Raw genomic sequence first — 18,130 nt, forward strand, 5'->3', positions numbered from 1 at the left:
CTGTCGCGAACTTGGGATCTTCGGCGTACAGCGCTCGCTCCATCTGCTCGAGCATTCGCTGCTCGTGCTCCGAGAGCGGCACGGAGTCCTCCTCGTCGTCGGTCGCGGGGACGACCGGTATGCGGCCCTTTCAGGATAGGCAGGGATTCGCCCCCGTGAAACCCGCCCTCTCGTAAACGCCATTCCGGGCCGCCATGCCCGATCGGGGTGCTGAGGCGTTGATTCCCCAACCTCCGATCCGTCATGCCGGATGGTGTCCCCCGATCATACGGTGCGAAACGCGCCGACGGAGGGTCTGTGGCCTACTCCATCTGCGGCTGCGCCCCTGATCAGCCCCGCTTCTCGCCCAGAACGTGCAGCTGGGTCGCGACGGAGTGGAAGGCCGGCAGCTCGGCGGCCGCCGCCTCCAGCCTCAGCAACGCCTCCAGAGCACCGGGCTCGGTGTCCACCAGAACGCCGGGAACCAGGTCGGCGAAGACCCGCACGCCATGTACCGCGCCGACCTCCACACCGGTCCGGCCGACCAGCTCGGTGAGCTGTTCGGCCGTGAAACGGCGGGGTACCGGGTCGCCCGTGCCCCAGCGGCCGTCGGGGTCGCTCAGCGCCTGGCGGGCGTCGTTGAAATGACCGGCCAGGGCACGGGCGAGGACGGCGCCGCCGAGCCCGGCGGCGAGCAGGCTGAGCGCTCCGCCGGGGCGCAGGGCCTCGACCGCGTTGCGCACGCCCTCTGCGGGGTCGTCCACGTACTCCAGGACGCCGTGGCACAGAACCGCGTCGTACCCCTCGCGCTCGACCACGTCGAAGAGACCGTGGATGTCGCCCTGGACGCCGCGCACCCGGTCGGCGACACCGGCCTCCGCGGCCCGGCGCTCGAGCGCGAACAGGGCGTTCGGGCTGGGGTCGACGACGGTGACCCGGTGGCCGAGCCGGGCGGCGGGCACCGCGAAGTTGCCGGTGCCGCCGCCGGTGTCGAGGATGTCCAGGCGGTCCGTCCCGGTCGCCTTGACCCGGTGGTCGAGGGCGTCCTTGAGGACCTCCCAGACCACGGCGGTGCGGACTGAGGCGCGAGAGGGGCGCGGTGGGGTCTCCCCACCGGTGGGGGACGGTTCCGACACGGCAGTTGGCTCCTCGGGCGATGTTGCTGGCTGGCCTGCGCCCACCCTATTGCCTCCGCGGTCCCGGCCGGCGCTCCGTCTCGTCCTGCGGCGCCGCCTGCTCCGGCTGCCGGCCCCTGGGCTGCGGCAGCACCGGCTGCAGCACGAGCAGTCGCTCCACGAGCCGCAGGAACATGGCGGCGTCCCGGAGCAGGTCGTCGGCCTCGCGATGGCTGGCCGCGCCCCGTATGCCCGCCTCGGCGCGGGCACGGCGCTCGGCCCCGGAGGCGAACAGCAGGCTCCACTCGGACAGTTCCGGCGCTATCTCCGGCAGGACCTCCCAGGCACTGCGGATCCCTCCCCCACGGCTCCGCCGTGAGGATGCCCCGTGTCTGCGCCGCTCACCGGTCTCGGGACGGCCGCGGGCCGCGAGCACCGCGGCGGCGGTGCGCAGGGCGGCCAGATGCGCCGTGGCATACCGCTCGTTGGGCTGGTCGAAGGTCGCCGCCTCGTCGAGCCCGGAGCGGGCCCGGGCGAGCAGGTCGAGGGCGGCGGGCGGCGCGGTGGCCCGGCGCGGGACGGGGTGGACGTCCTGCGCGGGGCCGGTCGGTGAGGGGGCAGGGCCGGTGGCGCGGCGCCGGTGTGCGGCGGCGGCTGAGTAGCTGGCCATGACGAGCCTCCTGTCGTCGTGTGACGGCGCTGTGGCCGTATGTGTCCATCGTGGAGGGGCCCACTGACAATCCCCGTTGACCTGGCCCTTTGCGTCGATCAGGACTCGGAGGTAACTTTTTGCACTGACTGGTCAGTACAAAACTGCCGGAGGGATTTCGGGGATGGGAGTCGGGGTGGGAGACCTGGACGGCCCGCACGGCGCGGCCGTGAGCGCGTCGGGGTTCGGGCTCAAGGGACCGCGTGGCTGGGCGTTCCGCTCGGTGGACGTCGACGCGGAGCCGGGCGCGCTGGTGGCGATCGAGGGCCCGTCCGGCTCCGGGCGCACCTGCCTGCTGCTCGCGCTCGCCGGTCGCATGCGGGCCACCGAGGGAAGCGCCGAGGTCGCGGGCCTGCCGCTGCCGCGCAGAATGTCGGCTGTGCGCCGGATCAGCGCGCTCGGCCCGGTACCGGGTGTCAGCGATCTCGATCCGGCACTCACCGTGGCCGAGCACCTGCGCGAGCGGGCGCTGCTGAAGCGACGCTTCGACGGTTCGCTCCTCGCTCTGCTGAGGCCGCGCACGGAGCGAGCGGCTGCCGCACGCAAGCACGTCGACGGGGCCCTCGCGGCCGCCGGGCTCGATCTCGCGTCGCTGCCCAAACGGGAACGCACCGCCGTGCGCGACCTCGATCGGCTCGAGGAACTGCGGCTCTCCGTGGCCCTCGCGCTGATCGCCCGCCCCCGGCTGCTCGCGGTCGACGACGTGGACCTCAAGCTCTCCGACGCGGAACGGGCCACTGCCTGGGCCCTGCTGCGCTCGATCGCCGACGGCGGCACGACCGTGCTGGCCGTGTGCAGCCAGGCCCCGGACGACGCCCTCACCGTGCCCACCGGGGCAGCGCCGGCGCCCGACCCGGACGCCGACGCCGATGCCCCGGCCGCCGACACCACCGGGCACGACTCCGCGACCGGAACGGAGCCCACGCCTCCCGCCCACGGCCCAGGCACCGGCCCAGGCACCGGCACCGGCCCAGGCACCGGCACCGGCACCGGCACCGGCACCGGCACCGGCACCGGCAACAGCGTCGAACCCGGCGCAGGTACCACCACCGCCGACGCCACCACCGTCCACCGCGACACCGAAACCCACACCCACACCCAAGCCCAAACTCACACCGACACCGACGAGGAGGGCCCGGCCGATGCGATCGCCGAAACTGGCCGCGCTTGAGCTGAAGCGCTTCGGCCGGGGCAAGCTGCCGGCCGCCGCGATCGTCGCCGTACTGCTGCTGCCGCTGCTCTACGGCGCCCTGTACCTGTACTCCTTCTGGGACCCGTACGGCAGGCTCGACCGGCTCCCCGTCGCCCTCGTCAACGAGGACAAGGGCGCCACCACGGCCGGCACGAAGCTCGCCGCAGGGGACGAGATCACCGAGCACCTGCGCGACAGCAAGGTCTTCGAGTGGCACGAGGTCAGCGACGCCGAGGCCCGCGACGGTGTGGAGGACGGCACGTACTACCTCTCGCTGACCGTGCCGGCGGACTTCAGCCGGCGCATCGCCTCGAGCTCGGGCGACTCCCCCGAGACGGGTGCGCTCCAGGTCCGCACGAACGACGCGAACAACTACATCGTCGGGCAGATCTCCCGGACGGTCTTCTCCGAGGTGCGCAGGGCCGCCTCGACCGACACCTCGCGCTCGTTCCTCGACCGGATCTTCATCTCGTTCTCCGACATCCACGAGGCGACCGAGAAGGCCGCTGAGGGGGCCGACAAGCTCAAGAGCGGCGTCGGTGAGGCCAAGAAGGGCTCCGAGAACCTCGCGAACGGCCTGAAGGACGCCAAGAAGGGCAGCGGCAAGCTCGCCGGAGGCATCAACACGCTGCACAAGGGTGCCGGTGAGCTGGAGACGGGGTCCCGTCAGGTCGCCGAAGGCACCCAGCAGCTGGCCGACAGGGTCAAGGGCTCTGCCGCCCGCGCCCGCCCCTATCTCAAGGACAACGGCAAGTCGATCGGGGACTCGGCACGGCTGGTGGCCGACACGTCCCGTGCCGTCCAGCACAACCTGGACCGACTGGTCGAACGGGCCCCGGCCGCCACCGTCCTGGCCCACAAGTCCGCCGACGCGCTGAGCGAGATCCATCGCACCCAGTGCGAGGAGGCCCTGGTACCGGATACCCGGGCCTGCCCGGAGCTGAAGCGGGCCAAGGTGACGGCGGCGGATGTCGCCACGATCGCGGACGACCTCAACGTGCTGGTCGCCAACAGCGACGGCGACCTGAAGAAGCTGCAGAAGCAACTCGCCGACCTCGAGAAGAAGGCCGACGCCCTCGCCGAGCGGTCCCCGAAGCTGGACGAGGACCTGGAGTACGCGGTCGGCAAGATCAACGAGCTCAACAGCGGCGCGCACAAGGTCGCCACGGGCGCGGCCCGGCTGCACGCCGGACTCACCACCGCCAAGGCCGGCTCCACCGACCTGGACACGGGCGTCGGCAGGCTCAAGAAGGGCGCCGGTGAGCTGGACGGCGGGCTGTTCCGGCTGGCCGACGGGTCGACCGAGCTGGCGGCCGGGCTGGACAAGGGGGTCGACAAGATCCCCGACTACGACAAGAAGGAGCGCGACCGCCGCACCGAGGTGATGGCCGACCCGGTCCAGCTGGCCGGCCGGTCCCTGCATGCGGCGCCCAACTACGGCACCGGCTTCGCCCCGTACTTCATCCCGCTCTCCCTGTGGGTCGGCGCGATGGTGGCGTACATGATCATCCAGCCGCTGAACCGCCGGGCCCTGTCCACCGGAGCCTCCGCATGGCGGATCGCGCTGGCGGGCCTGCTCCCGGTGGCGTCGATCGGCCTGCTCCAGGTCGCCGCCCTGATGTCCGTCCTGCACTGGGGTCTCGGACTCGAGATGGCGAACGCGGCCGGCACGGTCGGCTTCCTCGCACTCGTCACCTGCTGCTTCGCGGCGATCATCCAGTGGCTCAACGCCCGCTTCGGTGCCGCCGGGCGGATCCTGGTCCTGGCGGTTCTGATGCTCCAGCTGACGTCGGCCGGCGGCACCTATCCGGTTCAGACGAGCCCCGGCTTCTTCAACGCGGTCCACCCGTTCCTGCCGATGACGTACGTCGTCGAGGCGCTGCGCAGGCTCATCACGGGCGGCGGGGCCGGTCCGGTGTGGCAGGCGTGTGCGGTGCTGCTCGCCTTCACCGCGGGAGCCCTGGCACTGACCGCCCTGTCCGCGCGGCGCAAGCAGGTGTGGACGCTCGACCGGCTTCACCCCGAGCTGACTCTGTGACGGCGGGCGGACCTGTGAGAATCGAAGTCATGGACAGCAGCAGCACCAGACGCCGGGCGACCCGCGCCAAGCTCTACGAGGCAGCCGTCACGCTCATCGCCGAGCAGGGCTTCTCGGCGACGACGGTCGACGAGATCGCCGAGCGGGCCGGAGTCGCCAAGGGCACGGTGTACTACAACTTCAAGAGCAAGACAGAGCTGTTCGAGGAGCTGCTGCGCTTCGGCGTCGGCCTCCTCACGGCCTCGCTGCAGGAGGCCGCGGACCGGACGGCGGACCGCGGCGGCTCCAAGGTCGAGGCGCTGGACGAGATGATCAGGGCCGGTCTGGTCTTCATCGACCGCTACCCGGCCTTCACCCAGCTGTACGTCGCCGAGCTGTGGCGCACCAACCGCGCCTGGCAGTCCACGCTCCTCGTGGTGCGCCAGGAGGCGGTGGCCGTCGTGGAGACGGTGCTGCGGGAGGGTGTGGAAACGGGTGAGCTGAGCGAGGAGATCGACATCCCGCTCACGGCCGCCGCGCTGGTCGGGATGGTGCTGGTGGCCGCGCTGGACTGGCAGGCGTTCCAGCGGGAGCGGTCACTGGACGATGTGCACGGGGCACTGTCGCTGCTGCTGCACGGCCGGGTGAGCGGCCGCCGGGACTGACGACGTCCCTTTCCTGGCCGGGCATCACAGGAACGCCGGGCGGGCTGGATCTCCAGCCCGCCCGGCGTCTCCCGTCCCCCGCCTCCCCGTTCCCTGTCCCCCGCTTCCCCCTGGTCCGAAGAGCCCGGTCCCCCGTTGTTCCCCCTTGGTCCTGGGCCCTCCGTACCGCAACCCCCGTTCCGTCAGGGGAGCCGCGCCGTTCCGCCGCCCCGTGCCGGCGGTGCCGGCGCCGCGCCCCTTCCGTGACCCCCACTCTTCCGTCCGGGCGGGCCGGGCCCCATCCGCGCGGGTACTCAAGTGGGTGCCTAGGTACGGGTACTCAGCTCTCCGTACTGATCCTCACTCGCCGGGCCGCCGAACTGGTTACGATCGCGTCCGTGTCCGTACTCCCTCTCGTCTTCACCAGCGGCTGGGCCAGCGGGGTCAACGCCTATGCGGTGATCCTGCTGTTCGGCGTCTTCGGTGCGACCGGCGTCTCCGACCAGGTGCCCGAGTCGCTGCAGCGCACCGATGTCATGATCGTCGCCGGCGTGCTCTTCCTGTGCGAGGCGGTGGCGGACAAGATCCCGTACGTCGACTCGATATGGGACTCGGTCCATACGGTGATCCGCCCCGTGGCCGGTGCCGTGGTCGCCGCGCTGCTGGCGGGCCAGAGCGGGTCACTGCCCGAGATCGCGGCGGCCGCCGTGGGCGGCTCCACCGCGCTGCTCAGCCATCTGGTCAAGGCCGGCACCCGCATGGCCGTCAACACCTCGCCCGAGCCGTTCAGCAACATCGGTGTGAGCCTGGCGGAGGACCTGGGCGTCGCCGGAATCATCTCCTTCGCGGTCTTCAATCCGGTGGCCGCCGCGGTGATCGCGGGCACGCTGCTGGCACTGGGCATCGTCACGGTGGTCTTCCTCGCCGCCAGGATCCGCAGTTTCCTGCGGCGCAGGGCGCGCCGCCGGGAGGAGAAACGGCTGGCGGGCGCGGGGGTGTGAAGCCCTTCCGGCCAGAGGTGCGCCGTCCGGAGGCGCCCGGGCCTGAGCTCCGCCGCCCCGGACCGCGGCCCGCCGGACGCGGGTAATAAAGTCACGGGCATGGCACGGATTGCGGTGATCGGCGCCGGGATGGGCGCCATGGCGGCTGCCGCCCGGCTGGCCGTGGCAGGCCACCGGGTGACGGTGTACGAGCGTGCGTCCACGCACGGCGGCTCGGTGGGGCGCTTCGAGCGGGACGGCTTCGCCTTCGACACCGGCCCCGGTCTGCTGCATCTCCCCGCTGTCTGGCGGGACCTGTTCATCAAGACCGGCAAGGAGCCGCTGGAACGGTGCGTCGAGCTGACTCAGGTCGATCCGGCGAGCCGGCACGTCTTCGCCGACGGGACGGACGTCCTGCTGCCCAACGTGTCGCGGGCCGGCATCCTTTCCGCTCTGGAGACGGCGCTCGGGCCCGGCTCGGGCGAACGCTGGGGCGGGTTCCTCGGCCGCGCCGGGGACGCCTGGGAGCGTTCACGCCGTCCGCTGCTGGAGGAACCGCTGCCCGCGGACACTTCTCCGCTCTCGAAGGACCCCTATCCGGCGCTCCGGCAGGGCCTGTTGCGGCGGTCCGCCCGCACGCTCGGCGAGATCGGCGCCCGCGAGCTGCGTGACCCGCGCCTGGCCGCGCTGCTCGACAGCCATGCCACGGCGTACGGGCTGGATCCGCGCACCGCGCCCGCCGCCGCCGCGGTGCTGCCGTACATGGAGCAGACCTTCGGCTCCTGGTACGTGAAGGGCGGCCTGCGCGCCCTCGCCGACGCGGTGCACGAGCGGTGCCTGGCCAGAAAGGTGGAGTTCGTCCTCGGCACCGCCGTGACGGGCGTGCTCGAGAAGGACGGCCGTGTGGTGGGCCTGGAGCTGGAGAGCGGCGGCCCGGTGGAGGCGGACGTCGTGGTGTCCGGAGCCCCGGTGCCCGCCCTGTTCGAGGACCGGATCGTGGCGTGGGACCGCCGGGACGAGTCCCCGCACCGGCGGCCCGATGCGCGCACCGGGCGGCTGACGGTCCATCTGGCGCTGCGCGGCGGCCGGCCGGACGACGCCGTGCACCGCACCGTGGTACACGCCCCGGACGCGGCGGCCGAATGGGACGCGATCGACGCCGGCACCACAGGCACGCACCCGACCGTGACCGTCATGCGCCCCGACGACCCGTTGCTGCGGCCCGACGACGGCCACGAGTCGGTCACTCTGACGGCTACCGCGCCGGCCGGGCTGAACGACGGGCGGACCTGGGCCGAGGCGGCCGAAGCGGCGGCCGACCGGATGGTGGCGGCGGCGGAGTCCGCGGTGCCGGACCTGCGCGGGCGGATCCTGTGGCGTGAGGTGCGCACCCCCGACGACACCCGCCGCGACACCGCCTGCGCGGCGGTCCCGGCCCCGGCTCTGGCCGGCCGGTCCGGCGCGTTCCTTCCGGAGCCCAACTCCGGGCCGCTGCCCGGTCTGTACTTCGCCGGCGGCTGGGCGCATCCCGGCGGCGGGCTGGCGCACGCGGGCATGTCCGGAGCACTGGTGGCGGGACTGATCGTGGAGGGCCCGGACTTCCGCGGCTCGCGCTGAGCGGCCGCACTGCCACCGCCGCACTGCCACCGCCGCTCGGCACGGGCAGTCGCTCCTCAGGAGCGGTACCGCCTCAACGGACCCGTAATACCGCTCATGAGCGGTAGCGCTGCTCAGTAGCGGCTGTTCAGTAGCGGCTGTTCAGTAGCGGTACTGCTGCTCGTTGTAGCCGGAGTCGTAGTAGGCGGTGGGCGGCTGCTCCTCGTCGCCTTCGCGCTGCTGCGGCACCCATACACCGCCGGGCGGCGTCTCGCTGTAGCCGTCCTGCTGCGCGTAGGCGGCGTACTGCTGCTGTTGCTGCTCGCCGTAGGTGTCGTAGGTGCTGTACTGCTGGCCGCCCACATAGGGGTCGGAGTAGGTGGCGTACTGCTGGCCGCTGCCGTAGTCGTACTGGCCGGCGTAGGTGGGCTGCTCCGCGGGCTGCTGCCGGGAGTGGTCGGCGTACGCGTCATAGGCGCCGTACCCCGAGGCGTACGGCACCTGGCCGGGGGCCTCTTCCGCGGGAACGTCGTGCTGCGGCTCGTCCTGGTGGGCCGCGTAGGCCGCCGGGGTGTAGACGCCGTACTGGCCGGTGTCGTCCGGCATCGGCTGCGGCTCGTACACGCCCGCGTCGTCCTCGGCCGCGGCCCGGCCCTGCTCGGGCGTGTCGTAGGACAGGTCGGTGACCTCGAGCGTGGGCTCCCGGTCGGCCTGCGGGGCGGCGCCGGACCTGCGCCGCCTGCTCACGCCGGGGCTCCCGCCCAGGGCCCAGCCGGTGGAGAAGCCGCGCCGGAAGGAGAGCGTCACATAGGTCTGGCCGACCGCGAACGCCATGGCTCCCAGCGCGATCACCACGACGGAGGGCAGCAGCACGCCTATGACGACCCCGAGGAAGCCGCAGAACGCCAGTACCCGCCAGCGCAGGCGTGCCTTGTACTGCAGCAGCACCTCGCCGAGCAGCCACAGCGCGACGATGCCGAACGCGACGTAGAGGACCGTCCAGCCCATGTCCGCCCCTCTCGTACGGCCGCCGGCCCCGGGGCGGGGCGGGTACGACCGGTCAGGACTGCTCGTGCAGTCCGAGATTCTCGTAGATCTCGAGCGTCGCGGTGGAGTTGTTGAGCGTGATGAAGTGCAGCCCTGGGACACCCTCGGCAAGCAGCCTCGCGCAGAACTCCGTCGCGAACTCGATGCCAATGGAGCGTACAGCGGCAGGATCGTCCTTGACCGCGAGGATCCGCATCTTCAGCTCGGCCGGGAAGTGCGCGTTGCTGAGGGTGGCGAACCGTTCGATCTGTCTGACGCTGGTGACGGGCATGATCTCGGGGATGATCGGGGTTTCGCAACCCGCTGCACCGACCCGGTCGCGAAGGCGCAGATAGTCCTCGGGCCGGAAGAACATCTGCGTGATCGCGTAGTCGGCGCCGGCACGGCACTTGTCCACGAAGTGCCGGACGTCCTCGTCCCACACGGACGAGCGCGGGTGCATCTCGGGGAACGCCGCCACACCGACGCAGAAGTCGCCGGACTCCTTGATGAGCCGGACCAGGTCGGCCGCGTACTGCACTCCCTCGGGGTGCTTGACCCACTCGCCCATCGGGTCGCCGGGCGGGTCGCCGCGGACGGCGAGGATGTTGCGGATACCGGCGTCCGCGTACTGGCCGATCATGTTGCGCAGCTCGGCGACGGAGTGGTTCACCGCGGTGAGGTGGGCGACGGGCGTGAGGGTCGTGTCCGCCGCGATCTGCTGGGTCGCCCTGACGGTGCCTGCGCGGGTGGAGCCGCCGGCGCCGTAGGTCACCGAGACGAAGTGCGGAGCGACCGCTTCGACCCTGCGCAGCGCGTTCCACAGGTTCCGCTCGCCCTTTTCCGTCTTGGGCGCCCAGAACTCGAACGAGTACGACGTCTTTCCCGTCGCAAGCATGTCGCGCACCGTGCGCGCGCGATCAGTTCTGGTGGAAGCAGTACCGAGGGCCATACCGGCAGGTTAGCCAGACGACGGGGGTCCCCCAAGCGGATCAGGGAAAAATGTCCCCTTTGCCCATCTCTTGTCCACCCCTTGGACAGAAAACGGACGATCAGTGCTGCGAGCCACCGCCGCGACGGCCGAGGTCAGCACCTGGCTCTGATCCGCTTCGCCAGCCCGGCAGCGGCCGACGCCGGGTCATCGGCCTCGGTGATCGCCCGTACGACGACGATCCTGCGCGCGCCGGCGTCCAGCACCTCGTCCAGATTGCCCGCGTCGATGCCGCCGATGGCGAACCACGGCCGCTCGGAGCTCAGCGCCGCCGCGTACCGCACCAGATCGAGACCGGGAGCGTGGCGGCCCGGCTTGGTGGGAGTGGGCCAGCAGGGGCCGGTGCAGTAGTAGTCCACGCCCGGCTCGACCGCGGCGGCGGCCGCCTCGGACTCCGCGTGCGTCGAGCGGCCGATCAGCACGCCGTCGCCGAGGATCGCCCGCGCGGCGGGCACCGGCAGGTCGCCCTGGCCCAGGTGCAGCACGTCCGCGCCGATGGCGTGCGCCACATCGGCGCGGTCGTTCACCGCGAGAAGCCTGCCGTGCCTGCGGCAGGCGTCGGCGAAGACCTGGAGGTGCTCCAGCTCCTCACCGGCCTCCATGCCCTTGTCCCGCAGCTGCACGATGTCCACGCCGGACGCCAGCACGGCGTCGAGGAACTCGGGAAGGTCACCCTGCCTCTTACGGGCGTCCGTGCACAGATAGAGCCGGGCGTCGGACAGCAGCGAGCGAGCCGTGGCCATGAGGCGATCCCCCCGTCGGGCGGCCGGATGTACGGGCCGGGTCCGGCCCGGTCCGTACATCCCGCCGCGTTGGTGTTTCCGATACGTCAGACGGCGAGCGCCTGTGCCCGGCGCTTCACCTCCGTACCGCGATTCTCGCTGAGCGCCTGCGCGGGCGTGCCCGGCAGGGTCGGGTCGGAGGTGAAGAGCCACTCCAGCATCTCTTCGTCGGTGAAGCCGTCGTCCCTCAGGAGGGTCAGAGTCCCCGAGAGGCCCTTGACCACCTTGTTGCCGTCGATGAAGGCGGCAGGCACCTGGAGCGCCCGGTTCTCGCCGCGGCGCACCGCGATCAGCTGGCCTTCCTTGACCAACTGCCGCACGCGCGTCACCTCGACATCGAGCATTTCCGCGATGTCCGGCAGGTGGAGCCAGGCGGGGACGAGAGCATCGATCTTTGCGTCAATCTCGGTCACGGGACAAGCCTGCCATCCAGGACCGACAGCCGGAAGCCGGGACCTGCCGTACCGCTCGTCCAGAGGGACCCCGCCGTGGCCCTCCAAGGGCCCCGCCGACGCCTTCGGCGGGATCCGGCCGCCCCCTTCAGAGGGGCCTGGCCGCGGCTTTCAGGGGGACCGAAGGGTCGGCTGCCCGCCCCGGATCCAGCGCCGCCCCGGACACGATCAGCTTGCGTCCCTGCGCCAGGTCACGCGGTCGGCCGACGGCCAGCAGTGCCACCAGGGCGCCGCCACGCAGCCAGAGCACCGACCAGGCGTCTTCGGTGGGGTCGCCGCGCCGGAGCAGGGTGTCGGCGGTGCCGTGGTGGCCGGCGTACTGGACGAAACGGCCGAACTGCTCGGACCAGAAGTACGGCACCGGGTCGTACGGCTCGATACCCGCGGCGCCGGTGGTGCCCTCATCGCCGGTGATGCCTGCGGCGACCGTGCGCGGCCCTTGGAGCGCGTTGTCCCAGTGGTGGACGAGCAGACGCTCCCCGTAGCGGCCGGACGGATACGAGGCGCAGTCCCCCACGGCGTACACATCGGGAGCGGAGGCGCGCAGCCACCGGTCGGCGACGACCGCCCCGTCGGGACCCAGCTCGATGCCGGAGCCGGCGAGCAGGCCGGTGGCGGGCCGGGCGCCGATGCCGACGACGACGGCACCGGCCGGAATCCTGCGGCCCCCGGCCAGCACGACGGTGCCCGGCTCGACCGCGTCGACCCGGGCACCGGTGAGCAGCTCGGCCCCGTACTGCGCGTACCAGGCGGCCATCGGGGCGGCGACCTCGGCGGGCATGGTGCCGGCGAGCGGACGGTCGGCGGCCTCCACGACGGTCACCGCGCAGCCGGCCTGACGGGCGGCCGTCGCGAACTCCGCGCCGATCCAGCCGGCACCGACCACGACGATGTCGTGCTTCTCGGCGAGCAGCGGCCGCAGCCGTGCGGCGTCGTCCAGCGTGCGCAGCAGATGGACGCCGGGGACGCCGGACGCGCCCGGCAGGGTGATTGGCTCCGCGCCGGTGGCCAGCACCAGTACGTCGTACGGGACGGGGCCGGTCGCGGTGTCCACCTCGTGGGCGCCCGTACGCACCCCGGTCACCTCGACGCCGAGGCGCAGTTCGACGTCGAGGGCCTCGAAGTCGATGTCGAACGCCGAGCCCTCCGCCGTGCCCAGCAGGACGGCCTTGGACAGCGGTGGCCGGTCGTACGGCTGATGCGGCTCAGCGCCGAGCACGGCGACCGGACCGGTGAAGCCGAGTTCTCGGAGGGCGACCGCCGTCTGGACACCGGCCATGCCGGCGCCGACGATCACCACCCGACGCCGCTCCGCTGTCTGCTGCTGCCGTTCGTCCACCCGCACACCTTACGTACCTGACGACCGGTCAGGAAGGCAGTTCCTCCACCACGCTCGTCCCGCTGCCCTCCCGGGACTCCCACTCCCACGTCTCCTCCAGCCGCACCCTCCCGTCCGGCAGCTCCACGACCGAGGAGACGCAGTGACCGGAGGAGGTTTCGCCGTCGGTCTTCAGCTGCACATAACGGAAGTCCAGCCGGTCGCCTTCCCGAGTCCCCACAAGGTGCCCGCGAACCACGTCACCGCCCGCGTACTCGGCCCAGATCCTGCCCCGCTCCTCGTGGTACCTGAACCGCGTGCGGGTGCCCACCTGGCCCGGGGCCTGGTCCGCGACCGGGGAGAGAACGAGTCCGTCGAGGGTCTTCGCCACTGCTGCGGCTCCCTTACTGGGCGTCGGGGCGGGGGGTTAGGGTGGCCACCGTAAGGCACTCGCGGGAGCCCGGACGCACCGGGCTGAGAGGGAGGCTGACCGGCCTCCGACCGTACGAACCTGATCCGGGTCATGCCGGCGAAGGGAGGGGCTGGACGCCCATGTCGTCTCGTACACCACCTACCCCCGACGTCCTTGTCGTCGGGGGCGGAATCATCGGCCTGGTCACGGCCTGGCGCGCCGCGCAGCAGGGCCTGCGGGTCACCGTCGCCGACCCGGAGCCGGGCGGCGGGGCCGCGCAGGTCGCCGCCGGCATGCTGGCCGCCGTCACCGAACTCCACTACGGCGAGCAGACACTGCTCGGACTCAATCTCGAATCGGCCCGCCGCTACCCGGCCTTCGTCGCCGAGCTGGAGGAGGCGAGCGGGCAGCAGGTCGGCCACCGCTCCTGCGGCACGCTCGCCGTCGCCCTCGACGCCGACGACCGGGCGCATCTGCGCGAACTGCACGCGCTGCAGCGTCGCTCGGGGCTGGACTCCCAATGGCTCTCCGGTCGCGAGTGCCGCCGCCTGGAGCCGATGCTCGCGCCCGGCGTACGCGGCGGTCTGCGGGTGGACGGCGACCACCAGGTCGACCCGCGGCGACTGGCGGCGGCGCTGGTCGTGGCCTGCGAGCGGGCCGGTGTGGGCCTCCGCCGCACCTGGGCGGAGCGGCTGCTCGTCGAGGGCGACCGGGCGGTGGGGGCGGCCCTCGCCGACGGCACGGAAGTGCGCGCCGGTCAGGTCGTGTTGGCGGGCGGCAGCCTGAGCGGCCGGCTGAAGGGCGTACCGGCGGACGTGCCGGTGCCCGTACGGCCGGTGAAGGGCCAGGTCCTGCGGCTGACCGTGCCGCGGGCCTACGCGCCGTTCCTCTCCCGCACCGTGCGCGCCGTGGTGCGCGGCAGCCATGTCTACCTCGTGCCGCGCGAGGACGGCGAGCTCGTCGTCGGCGCGACCAGTGAGGAACTCGGCTGGGACACCACGGTCACCGCGGGCGGGGTGTACGAGTTGCTGCGCGACGCGCACGAACTGGTACCGGGCATCACCGAGCTGCCCCTCGTGGAGACCCGCGCCGGGCTGCGGCCGGGCTCCCCCGACAACGCGCCGCTCCTGGGCTGCACGGAGCTGCCGGGGCTGCTGCTGGCGACCGGGCACTACCGCAACGGGGTGCTGCTGACGCCCGTCACCGGCGACGTGCTGGCCCAGGCGCTGGTGAGCGGCGAACTTCCCGAGGTGGCCCGGCCCTTCTCGCCGCGGCGCTTCACGGCGGGGCACCCGTCGGCGCGGGGGCCGGCCCTTCAGGGGCCCGCACTTCCGGAGACCGGCCTCCAGAAGCCCGGTGTCGAGAAGCCCGGTGTCGAGAAGCCCGATGTTCGGAACCCCGGCCTCCAGGACGCCGGTCTTCGGAACTCCGGCCTCCAGGACCCGGGCCTCCAGGACACCGCGCTCGAGGAGCAGTCCGCATGAACATCTCCGTCAACGGCGAGGCACGCGATCTTGCCGCAGGGACCACGCTGGACACCGTCGTCGCGGAACTCACCGCGGCACCCTCGGGTGTGGCCGCGGCCGTCAACGAGACCGTCGTCCCGCGCAGCCAGTGGCCCGGCACCCCCCTCGGCGACGGTGACCGCGTCGAGATTCTCACCGCAGTGCAGGGAGGCTGATCCGCATGGCAGACGACCGCTTCATCCTCGGCGGGACGACCTTCGACTCCAGGCTGATCATGGGTACCGGCGGGGCACCCAGCCTCGACGTACTCGAACGCTCCCTGGTCGCGAGCGGCACGGAACTCACCACCGTGGCGATGCGCCGCCTTGACCCGACCGTCCAAGGGTCCGTCCTGTCCGTACTGAACCGGCTTGGCATCCGGGTCCTGCCCAACACCGCAGGCTGCTTCACCGCCGGTGAGGCGGTCCTCACCGCGCGTCTGGCGCGGGAGGCGCTGGGCACCGACTGGATCAAGCTCGAGGTCGTCGCGGACGAGCGGACCCTGCTGCCGGACGCGGTGGAGCTGCTGGACGCGGCGGAGACACTGGTCGACGACGGATTCACGGTCCTTCCGTACACGAACGACGACCCGGTGCTCGCGAAGAAGCTGGAGGACGTGGGCTGTGCCGCGATCATGCCGCTCGGTTCGCCCATCGGCTCCGGGCTGGGGATCCGCAACCCCCACAACTTCCAGCTGATCACCGAGCAGGCGGGCGTGCCGGTGGTGCTCGACGCAGGCGCCGGCACGGCGTCGGACGCGGCGCTCGCGATGGAGCTGGGGTGCGCGGCGGTGATGCTGGCGTCGGCGGTGACGCGGGCGCAGGAGCCGGTCCTGATGGCGGAGGCCATGCGGCACGCGGTGGAGGCGGGGCGGCTGGCGTACCGGGCGGGCCGGATCCCCCGCCGCCACTTCGCCGAGGCGTCGTCCCCGGTCGAGGGCCGCGCGACGCTGGACCCGGAGCGGCCGGCGTTCTGACGGGCGGACGGCGGTGGGCGCTGGCGGCGCGGCCGCTGCGCCGGGCTTGTCCCCCCACCCGCCGTTCCCGCTGCACCGCAGCGCTACCCCCGCCACACGGCAGGCGGGCCCCGCGCCCCGGTACCGCGCTTCGCGCGGTGGCCTCACGCCCTCCCCCACCGTCCGGTGGCCGTGGGAGTACCCCCGATCGGTCTGGTCGTCGCTGCGCGGAAATCCAGCCCCGCCGGACACACCCGGCCCCGCCGGGCGCGTTCCAGCCCGGCGACTGAGGCGGGGGTACGGGACGGAGCCCCGACGAGGCCGGCGCATCCAGCCCCGCCGGCGATTGAGGCGCGAGATGAGGTACGGGGGCGGAGCCCGGGTCGGGTCCGGGCGGAGCCCGGGTCGGGGGGAAGAGGGGCCCCGCGCGTCACAGGTCGGCTGCAGTCCCGGCCCTCTTCCGCACGGCCGTCGGACCTGTCCGACCCGGCTCGTAGAATCGGCGCGTGGATACGACCCTCCAGGACCCCCTCGTCGGGCAGGTGCTCGACGGCCGCTACCGAGTCGATGAGCGCATCGCCGTCGGCGGCATGGCCACGGTCTACCGGGCCGTCGACACCCGTCTCGACCGGGAGCTCGCCCTCAAGGTGATGCACCCGGATCTCGCCACGGACGCCACGTTCGTGGAGCGTTTCATCCGCGAGGCCAAGTCCGTGGCGCGGCTCGCCCACCCCAATGTCGTGGGCGTCTTCGACCAGGGCGCCCAGGGGGCGTATGTCTATCTGGCCATGGAGTACGTCGAGGGCTGCACGCTGCGGGACGTGCTGCGCGAGCGCGGCGCGCTCCGGCCCCGGGCGGCGCTCGACATCCTGGAGTCCGTGCTGGCGGCGCTCGGCGCCGCGCACCGGGCCGGTTTCGTCCACCGGGACATGAAGCCGGAGAACGTGCTGATAGGGGACGACGGCCGGGTGAAGGTCGCCGACTTCGGTCTCGTACGGGCGGTCGGTTCCGTGACCAACACCTCCGGCACGGTTCTCGGCACCGTTTCCTACCTCGCGCCGGAGCAGATCGAGTACGGCACCGCCGATACCCGCGCCGATGTGTACGCGTGCGGGGTGGTTCTCTACGAGATGCTCACCGGCGCCAAGCCGCACGCGGGCGACACTCCGGCCCAGGTGCTCTTCCAGCATCTGAACGCCGACGTGCCGGCGCCGTCCGCGCTCTTCCCCGGGCTCGCCGTCGAGCTGGACGAGCTGGTGGCGAGCGCGACCGCCCGCCATCCCGACGTGCGCCCGCACGACGCGGTGGAACTGCTCGCCCGGACGCGTGAGGCCCGCGCGGCACTCGATGCCGGCCAGCTGGACGCGGCACCCCTGCGGACCCGGCCGGAGGACGGCGCGGACGCCGCGCCGGCCGGCGCGCCCTTCGACGAGGACCGCACGGATGTGATCCCGCGGGCACTGCCCAGCGAGGAGCCGGGCATGCACCACACGGCCCGGCTGATCCTGCCGCACCCCGAGGCGCCGGAGCGGGAACCCGTCCGCTCGCCGGGCCGCGGCGTCGCGCTGTCCCGCCGCGGCCTGATCACCCTGCTGGTCGCGGTGCTCGCCGTGCTGGGTGTCGGCGCAGGCGTCTGGTACATCAACTCGGGCCAGTTCACCCGCGTACCGGCGCTGATCGGCAAGAGCGAGACGGAGGCCCGTCAGGTCCTCGACAAGGCCGGACTCGAGGTGAAGTCGGTCCGCCACGATTTCAGCGAGACCGTCGCCCGCGGCACCGTCATCAGGAGCGACCCCGGTACGAACGAACGGATACGGGGCAACGGCTCCGTGACGATCACCATCTCCCGCGGTCCGAAGATCGTGAAGGTCCCGCAGGTGGAGAACAAACCGCTGGCGCGGGCGGAGCGCGAACTCCGCGCGGCGGGGCTCGCGCCGGGCGTGGTGACCAGGGAGTTCGACGAGAACGTCACGCAGGGCTCGGTGATCCGCACCGACCCGGCCGCGGGCAGCAGTCGCAGCCCCGACACGGCGGTCTCGATCGTGGTCAGCAGGGGCGCGCCGATCGACGTCCCCGATGTCACGGGCGATGCCGTCGCCGAGGCGACCTCCGAGCTCGAGGCAGCCGGGCTGAAGGTCGAGGTCGCCGACGAGCGGATCCACTCGGCCGAGGAGGCCGGGTCGGTCGCCCGGCAGTCGGCGGCCGAGGGCACCCGGCTGGCCCGCGGTGACACGGTCACGCTCACCGTCTCCAAGGGCCCCCGGATGGTCGAGGTCCCCGACGTGGTCGGTGACCCGGTGGACGAGGCCACTGCCGCACTGGAGGAGGCGGGCTTCGTGGTGAAGACCGAGAAGAACTTCCCGTTCCTCGGCGACGAGGTCGAGAGCCAGTCCGTCGAGGGCGGCGGCCAGGCGCCCGAGGGCAGCACCATCACCATCAAGATCAAGGGACTCTGAC

At 72.4% G+C, this 18,130-nt stretch carries 18 protein-coding genes and 1 riboswitch; of the genes, 9 read left to right on the plus strand and 9 right to left on the minus strand.

Going from position 1 to position 18,130, the window contains the following annotated elements; genetic code table 11:
• The 3 genes from AB0903_RS17775 to AB0903_RS17785 form a co-directional block, all read right to left on the minus strand.
• A partial coding sequence (locus tag AB0903_RS17775; RefSeq protein ID WP_366703884.1) for a DUF3040 domain-containing protein occupies positions 1–82 on the minus strand: 82 nt, incomplete at its 3' end.
• 247 nt (positions 83–329) lie between these two features.
• Positions 330–1,115 carry a methyltransferase gene (locus AB0903_RS17780; RefSeq protein WP_366703734.1) on the minus strand — a complete coding sequence of 262 codons (786 nt, stop codon included), beginning with the start codon at positions 1,113–1,115 and terminating at the stop codon, positions 330–332.
• 46 nt (positions 1,116–1,161) lie between these two features.
• On the minus strand, positions 1,162–1,764 hold the full coding sequence (locus tag AB0903_RS17785; RefSeq protein WP_366703736.1) for an SAV_6107 family HEPN domain-containing protein: 603 nt from the start codon (positions 1,762–1,764) through the stop codon (positions 1,162–1,164).
• 163 nt (positions 1,765–1,927) lie between these two features.
• Between AB0903_RS17785 and AB0903_RS17790 the strand changes: the two genes are divergently transcribed.
• The 5 genes from AB0903_RS17790 (at position 1,928) to AB0903_RS17810 (ending at position 8,253) form a co-directional block, all read left to right on the plus strand.
• Positions 1,928–2,974 (plus strand): ATP-binding cassette domain-containing protein, encoded by a 1,047-nt coding sequence (locus AB0903_RS17790; protein WP_366703738.1) that lies wholly within the window; start codon positions 1,928–1,930, stop codon positions 2,972–2,974.
• On the plus strand, positions 2,946–5,033 hold the full coding sequence (locus tag AB0903_RS17795) for a YhgE/Pip domain-containing protein (protein ID WP_366703740.1): 2,088 nt from the start codon (positions 2,946–2,948) through the stop codon (positions 5,031–5,033). Before AB0903_RS17790 ends, AB0903_RS17795 begins: the two co-directional genes overlap by 29 nt.
• A 29-nt stretch (positions 5,034–5,062) precedes the next feature.
• The gene (locus AB0903_RS17800) at positions 5,063–5,677 is read left to right on the plus strand and encodes a TetR/AcrR family transcriptional regulator (protein ID WP_366703742.1); all 615 of its coding nucleotides are present in this window, start codon (positions 5,063–5,065) and stop codon (positions 5,675–5,677) included.
• Between the two features lie 377 nt (positions 5,678–6,054).
• A complete protein-coding gene (locus AB0903_RS17805) occupies positions 6,055–6,657 on the plus strand; it encodes a DUF4126 domain-containing protein (protein ID WP_366703744.1) in 603 nt (200 codons plus the stop codon).
• 99 nt (positions 6,658–6,756) lie between these two features.
• Complete coding sequence (locus AB0903_RS17810; RefSeq protein ID WP_366703746.1) at positions 6,757–8,253, plus strand: NAD(P)/FAD-dependent oxidoreductase; 1,497 nt, start codon at positions 6,757–6,759, stop codon at positions 8,251–8,253.
• Between the two features lie 141 nt (positions 8,254–8,394).
• On the opposite strand, the gene AB0903_RS17815 is transcribed toward AB0903_RS17810, so the two are convergent.
• The 6 genes from AB0903_RS17815 to AB0903_RS17840 all read right to left on the minus strand — a co-directional run bounded on the left by AB0903_RS17815 (position 8,395) and on the right by AB0903_RS17840 (position 13,192).
• Positions 8,395–9,240 carry a hypothetical protein gene (locus AB0903_RS17815; RefSeq protein ID WP_366703748.1) on the minus strand — a complete coding sequence of 282 codons (846 nt, stop codon included), beginning with the start codon at positions 9,238–9,240 and terminating at the stop codon, positions 8,395–8,397.
• Positions 9,241–9,292: 52 nt separating this feature from the next.
• Positions 9,293–10,210 carry a methylenetetrahydrofolate reductase [NAD(P)H] gene (gene metF, locus AB0903_RS17820; RefSeq protein WP_366703750.1) on the minus strand — a complete coding sequence of 306 codons (918 nt, stop codon included), beginning with the start codon at positions 10,208–10,210 and terminating at the stop codon, positions 9,293–9,295.
• Between the two features lie 134 nt (positions 10,211–10,344).
• A complete protein-coding gene (thiE, locus tag AB0903_RS17825; RefSeq protein ID WP_366703752.1) occupies positions 10,345–10,992 on the minus strand; it encodes a thiamine phosphate synthase in 648 nt (215 codons plus the stop codon).
• Positions 10,993–11,078: 86 nt separating this feature from the next.
• Positions 11,079–11,444 (minus strand): Rv2175c family DNA-binding protein, encoded by a 366-nt coding sequence (locus AB0903_RS17830; RefSeq protein WP_366703754.1) that lies wholly within the window; start codon positions 11,442–11,444, stop codon positions 11,079–11,081.
• 127 nt (positions 11,445–11,571) lie between these two features.
• Complete coding sequence (locus AB0903_RS17835) at positions 11,572–12,762, minus strand: FAD-dependent oxidoreductase (protein ID WP_366703886.1); 1,191 nt, start codon at positions 12,760–12,762, stop codon at positions 11,572–11,574.
• Between the two features lie 88 nt (positions 12,763–12,850).
• Positions 12,851–13,192, minus strand: coding sequence for a hypothetical protein (locus AB0903_RS17840; protein ID WP_366703756.1), 342 nt, complete (start codon positions 13,190–13,192; stop codon positions 12,851–12,853).
• 51 nt (positions 13,193–13,243) lie between these two features.
• Positions 13,244–13,356: riboswitch (TPP riboswitch) on the plus strand.
• Between AB0903_RS17840 and thiO the strand changes: the two genes are divergently transcribed.
• The 4 genes from thiO to pknB all read left to right on the plus strand — a co-directional run bounded on the left by thiO (position 13,354) and on the right by pknB (position 18,129).
• Positions 13,354–14,697, plus strand: a complete 1,344-nt coding sequence (gene thiO, locus AB0903_RS17845) for a glycine oxidase ThiO (protein ID WP_366703758.1) — start codon at positions 13,354–13,356, stop codon at positions 14,695–14,697. Its footprint overlaps the riboswitch before it by 3 nt.
• Positions 14,694–14,894 (plus strand): sulfur carrier protein ThiS, encoded by a 201-nt coding sequence (gene thiS / locus AB0903_RS17850; RefSeq protein WP_366703760.1) that lies wholly within the window; start codon positions 14,694–14,696, stop codon positions 14,892–14,894. The genes thiO and thiS overlap by 4 nt, the downstream gene beginning before the upstream one ends.
• Positions 14,895–14,899: 5 nt before the next feature.
• Positions 14,900–15,694, plus strand: coding sequence for a thiazole synthase (locus AB0903_RS17855; protein ID WP_366703762.1), 795 nt, complete (start codon positions 14,900–14,902; stop codon positions 15,692–15,694).
• Between the two features lie 485 nt (positions 15,695–16,179).
• Positions 16,180–18,129, plus strand: coding sequence for a Stk1 family PASTA domain-containing Ser/Thr kinase (gene pknB / locus AB0903_RS17860; RefSeq protein ID WP_366703764.1), 1,950 nt, complete (start codon positions 16,180–16,182; stop codon positions 18,127–18,129).
• The last annotated feature ends 1 nt before the right edge of the window (position 18,130 follow it).

It is taken from the genome of Streptomyces sp. NPDC048389 (assembly GCF_040706335.1).
In the GTDB taxonomy this organism is placed as follows: Bacteria; Actinomycetota; Actinomycetes; order Streptomycetales; family Streptomycetaceae; genus Streptomyces.

Excerpts from the sequence above, each read along its gene's own strand:
- metF (WP_366703750.1), bottom strand. The coding sequence starts at position 10,210 with ATGGCCCTCGGTACTGCTTCCACCAGAACTGATCGCGCGCGCACGGTG.
- AB0903_RS17800 (WP_366703742.1), top strand. The coding sequence starts at position 5,063 with ATGGACAGCAGCAGCACCAGACGCCGGGCGACCCGCGCCAAGCTCTAC.
- AB0903_RS17785 (WP_366703736.1), bottom strand. The coding sequence starts at position 1,764 with ATGGCCAGCTACTCAGCCGCCGCCGCACACCGGCGCCGCGCCACCGGC.
- thiE (WP_366703752.1), bottom strand. The coding sequence starts at position 10,992 with ATGGCCACGGCTCGCTCGCTGCTGTCCGACGCCCGGCTCTATCTGTGC.
- AB0903_RS17790 (WP_366703738.1), top strand. The coding sequence starts at position 1,928 with ATGGGAGTCGGGGTGGGAGACCTGGACGGCCCGCACGGCGCGGCCGTG.
- thiS (WP_366703760.1), top strand. The coding sequence starts at position 14,694 with ATGAACATCTCCGTCAACGGCGAGGCACGCGATCTTGCCGCAGGGACC.
- AB0903_RS17815 (WP_366703748.1), bottom strand. The coding sequence starts at position 9,240 with ATGGGCTGGACGGTCCTCTACGTCGCGTTCGGCATCGTCGCGCTGTGG.
- thiO (WP_366703758.1), top strand. The coding sequence starts at position 13,354 with ATGTCGTCTCGTACACCACCTACCCCCGACGTCCTTGTCGTCGGGGGC.
- AB0903_RS17795 (WP_366703740.1), top strand. The coding sequence starts at position 2,946 with ATGCGATCGCCGAAACTGGCCGCGCTTGAGCTGAAGCGCTTCGGCCGG.
- AB0903_RS17810 (WP_366703746.1), top strand. The coding sequence starts at position 6,757 with ATGGCACGGATTGCGGTGATCGGCGCCGGGATGGGCGCCATGGCGGCT.
- AB0903_RS17855 (WP_366703762.1), top strand. The coding sequence starts at position 14,900 with ATGGCAGACGACCGCTTCATCCTCGGCGGGACGACCTTCGACTCCAGG.
- AB0903_RS17835 (WP_366703886.1), bottom strand. The coding sequence starts at position 12,762 with ATGGCCGGTGTCCAGACGGCGGTCGCCCTCCGAGAACTCGGCTTCACC.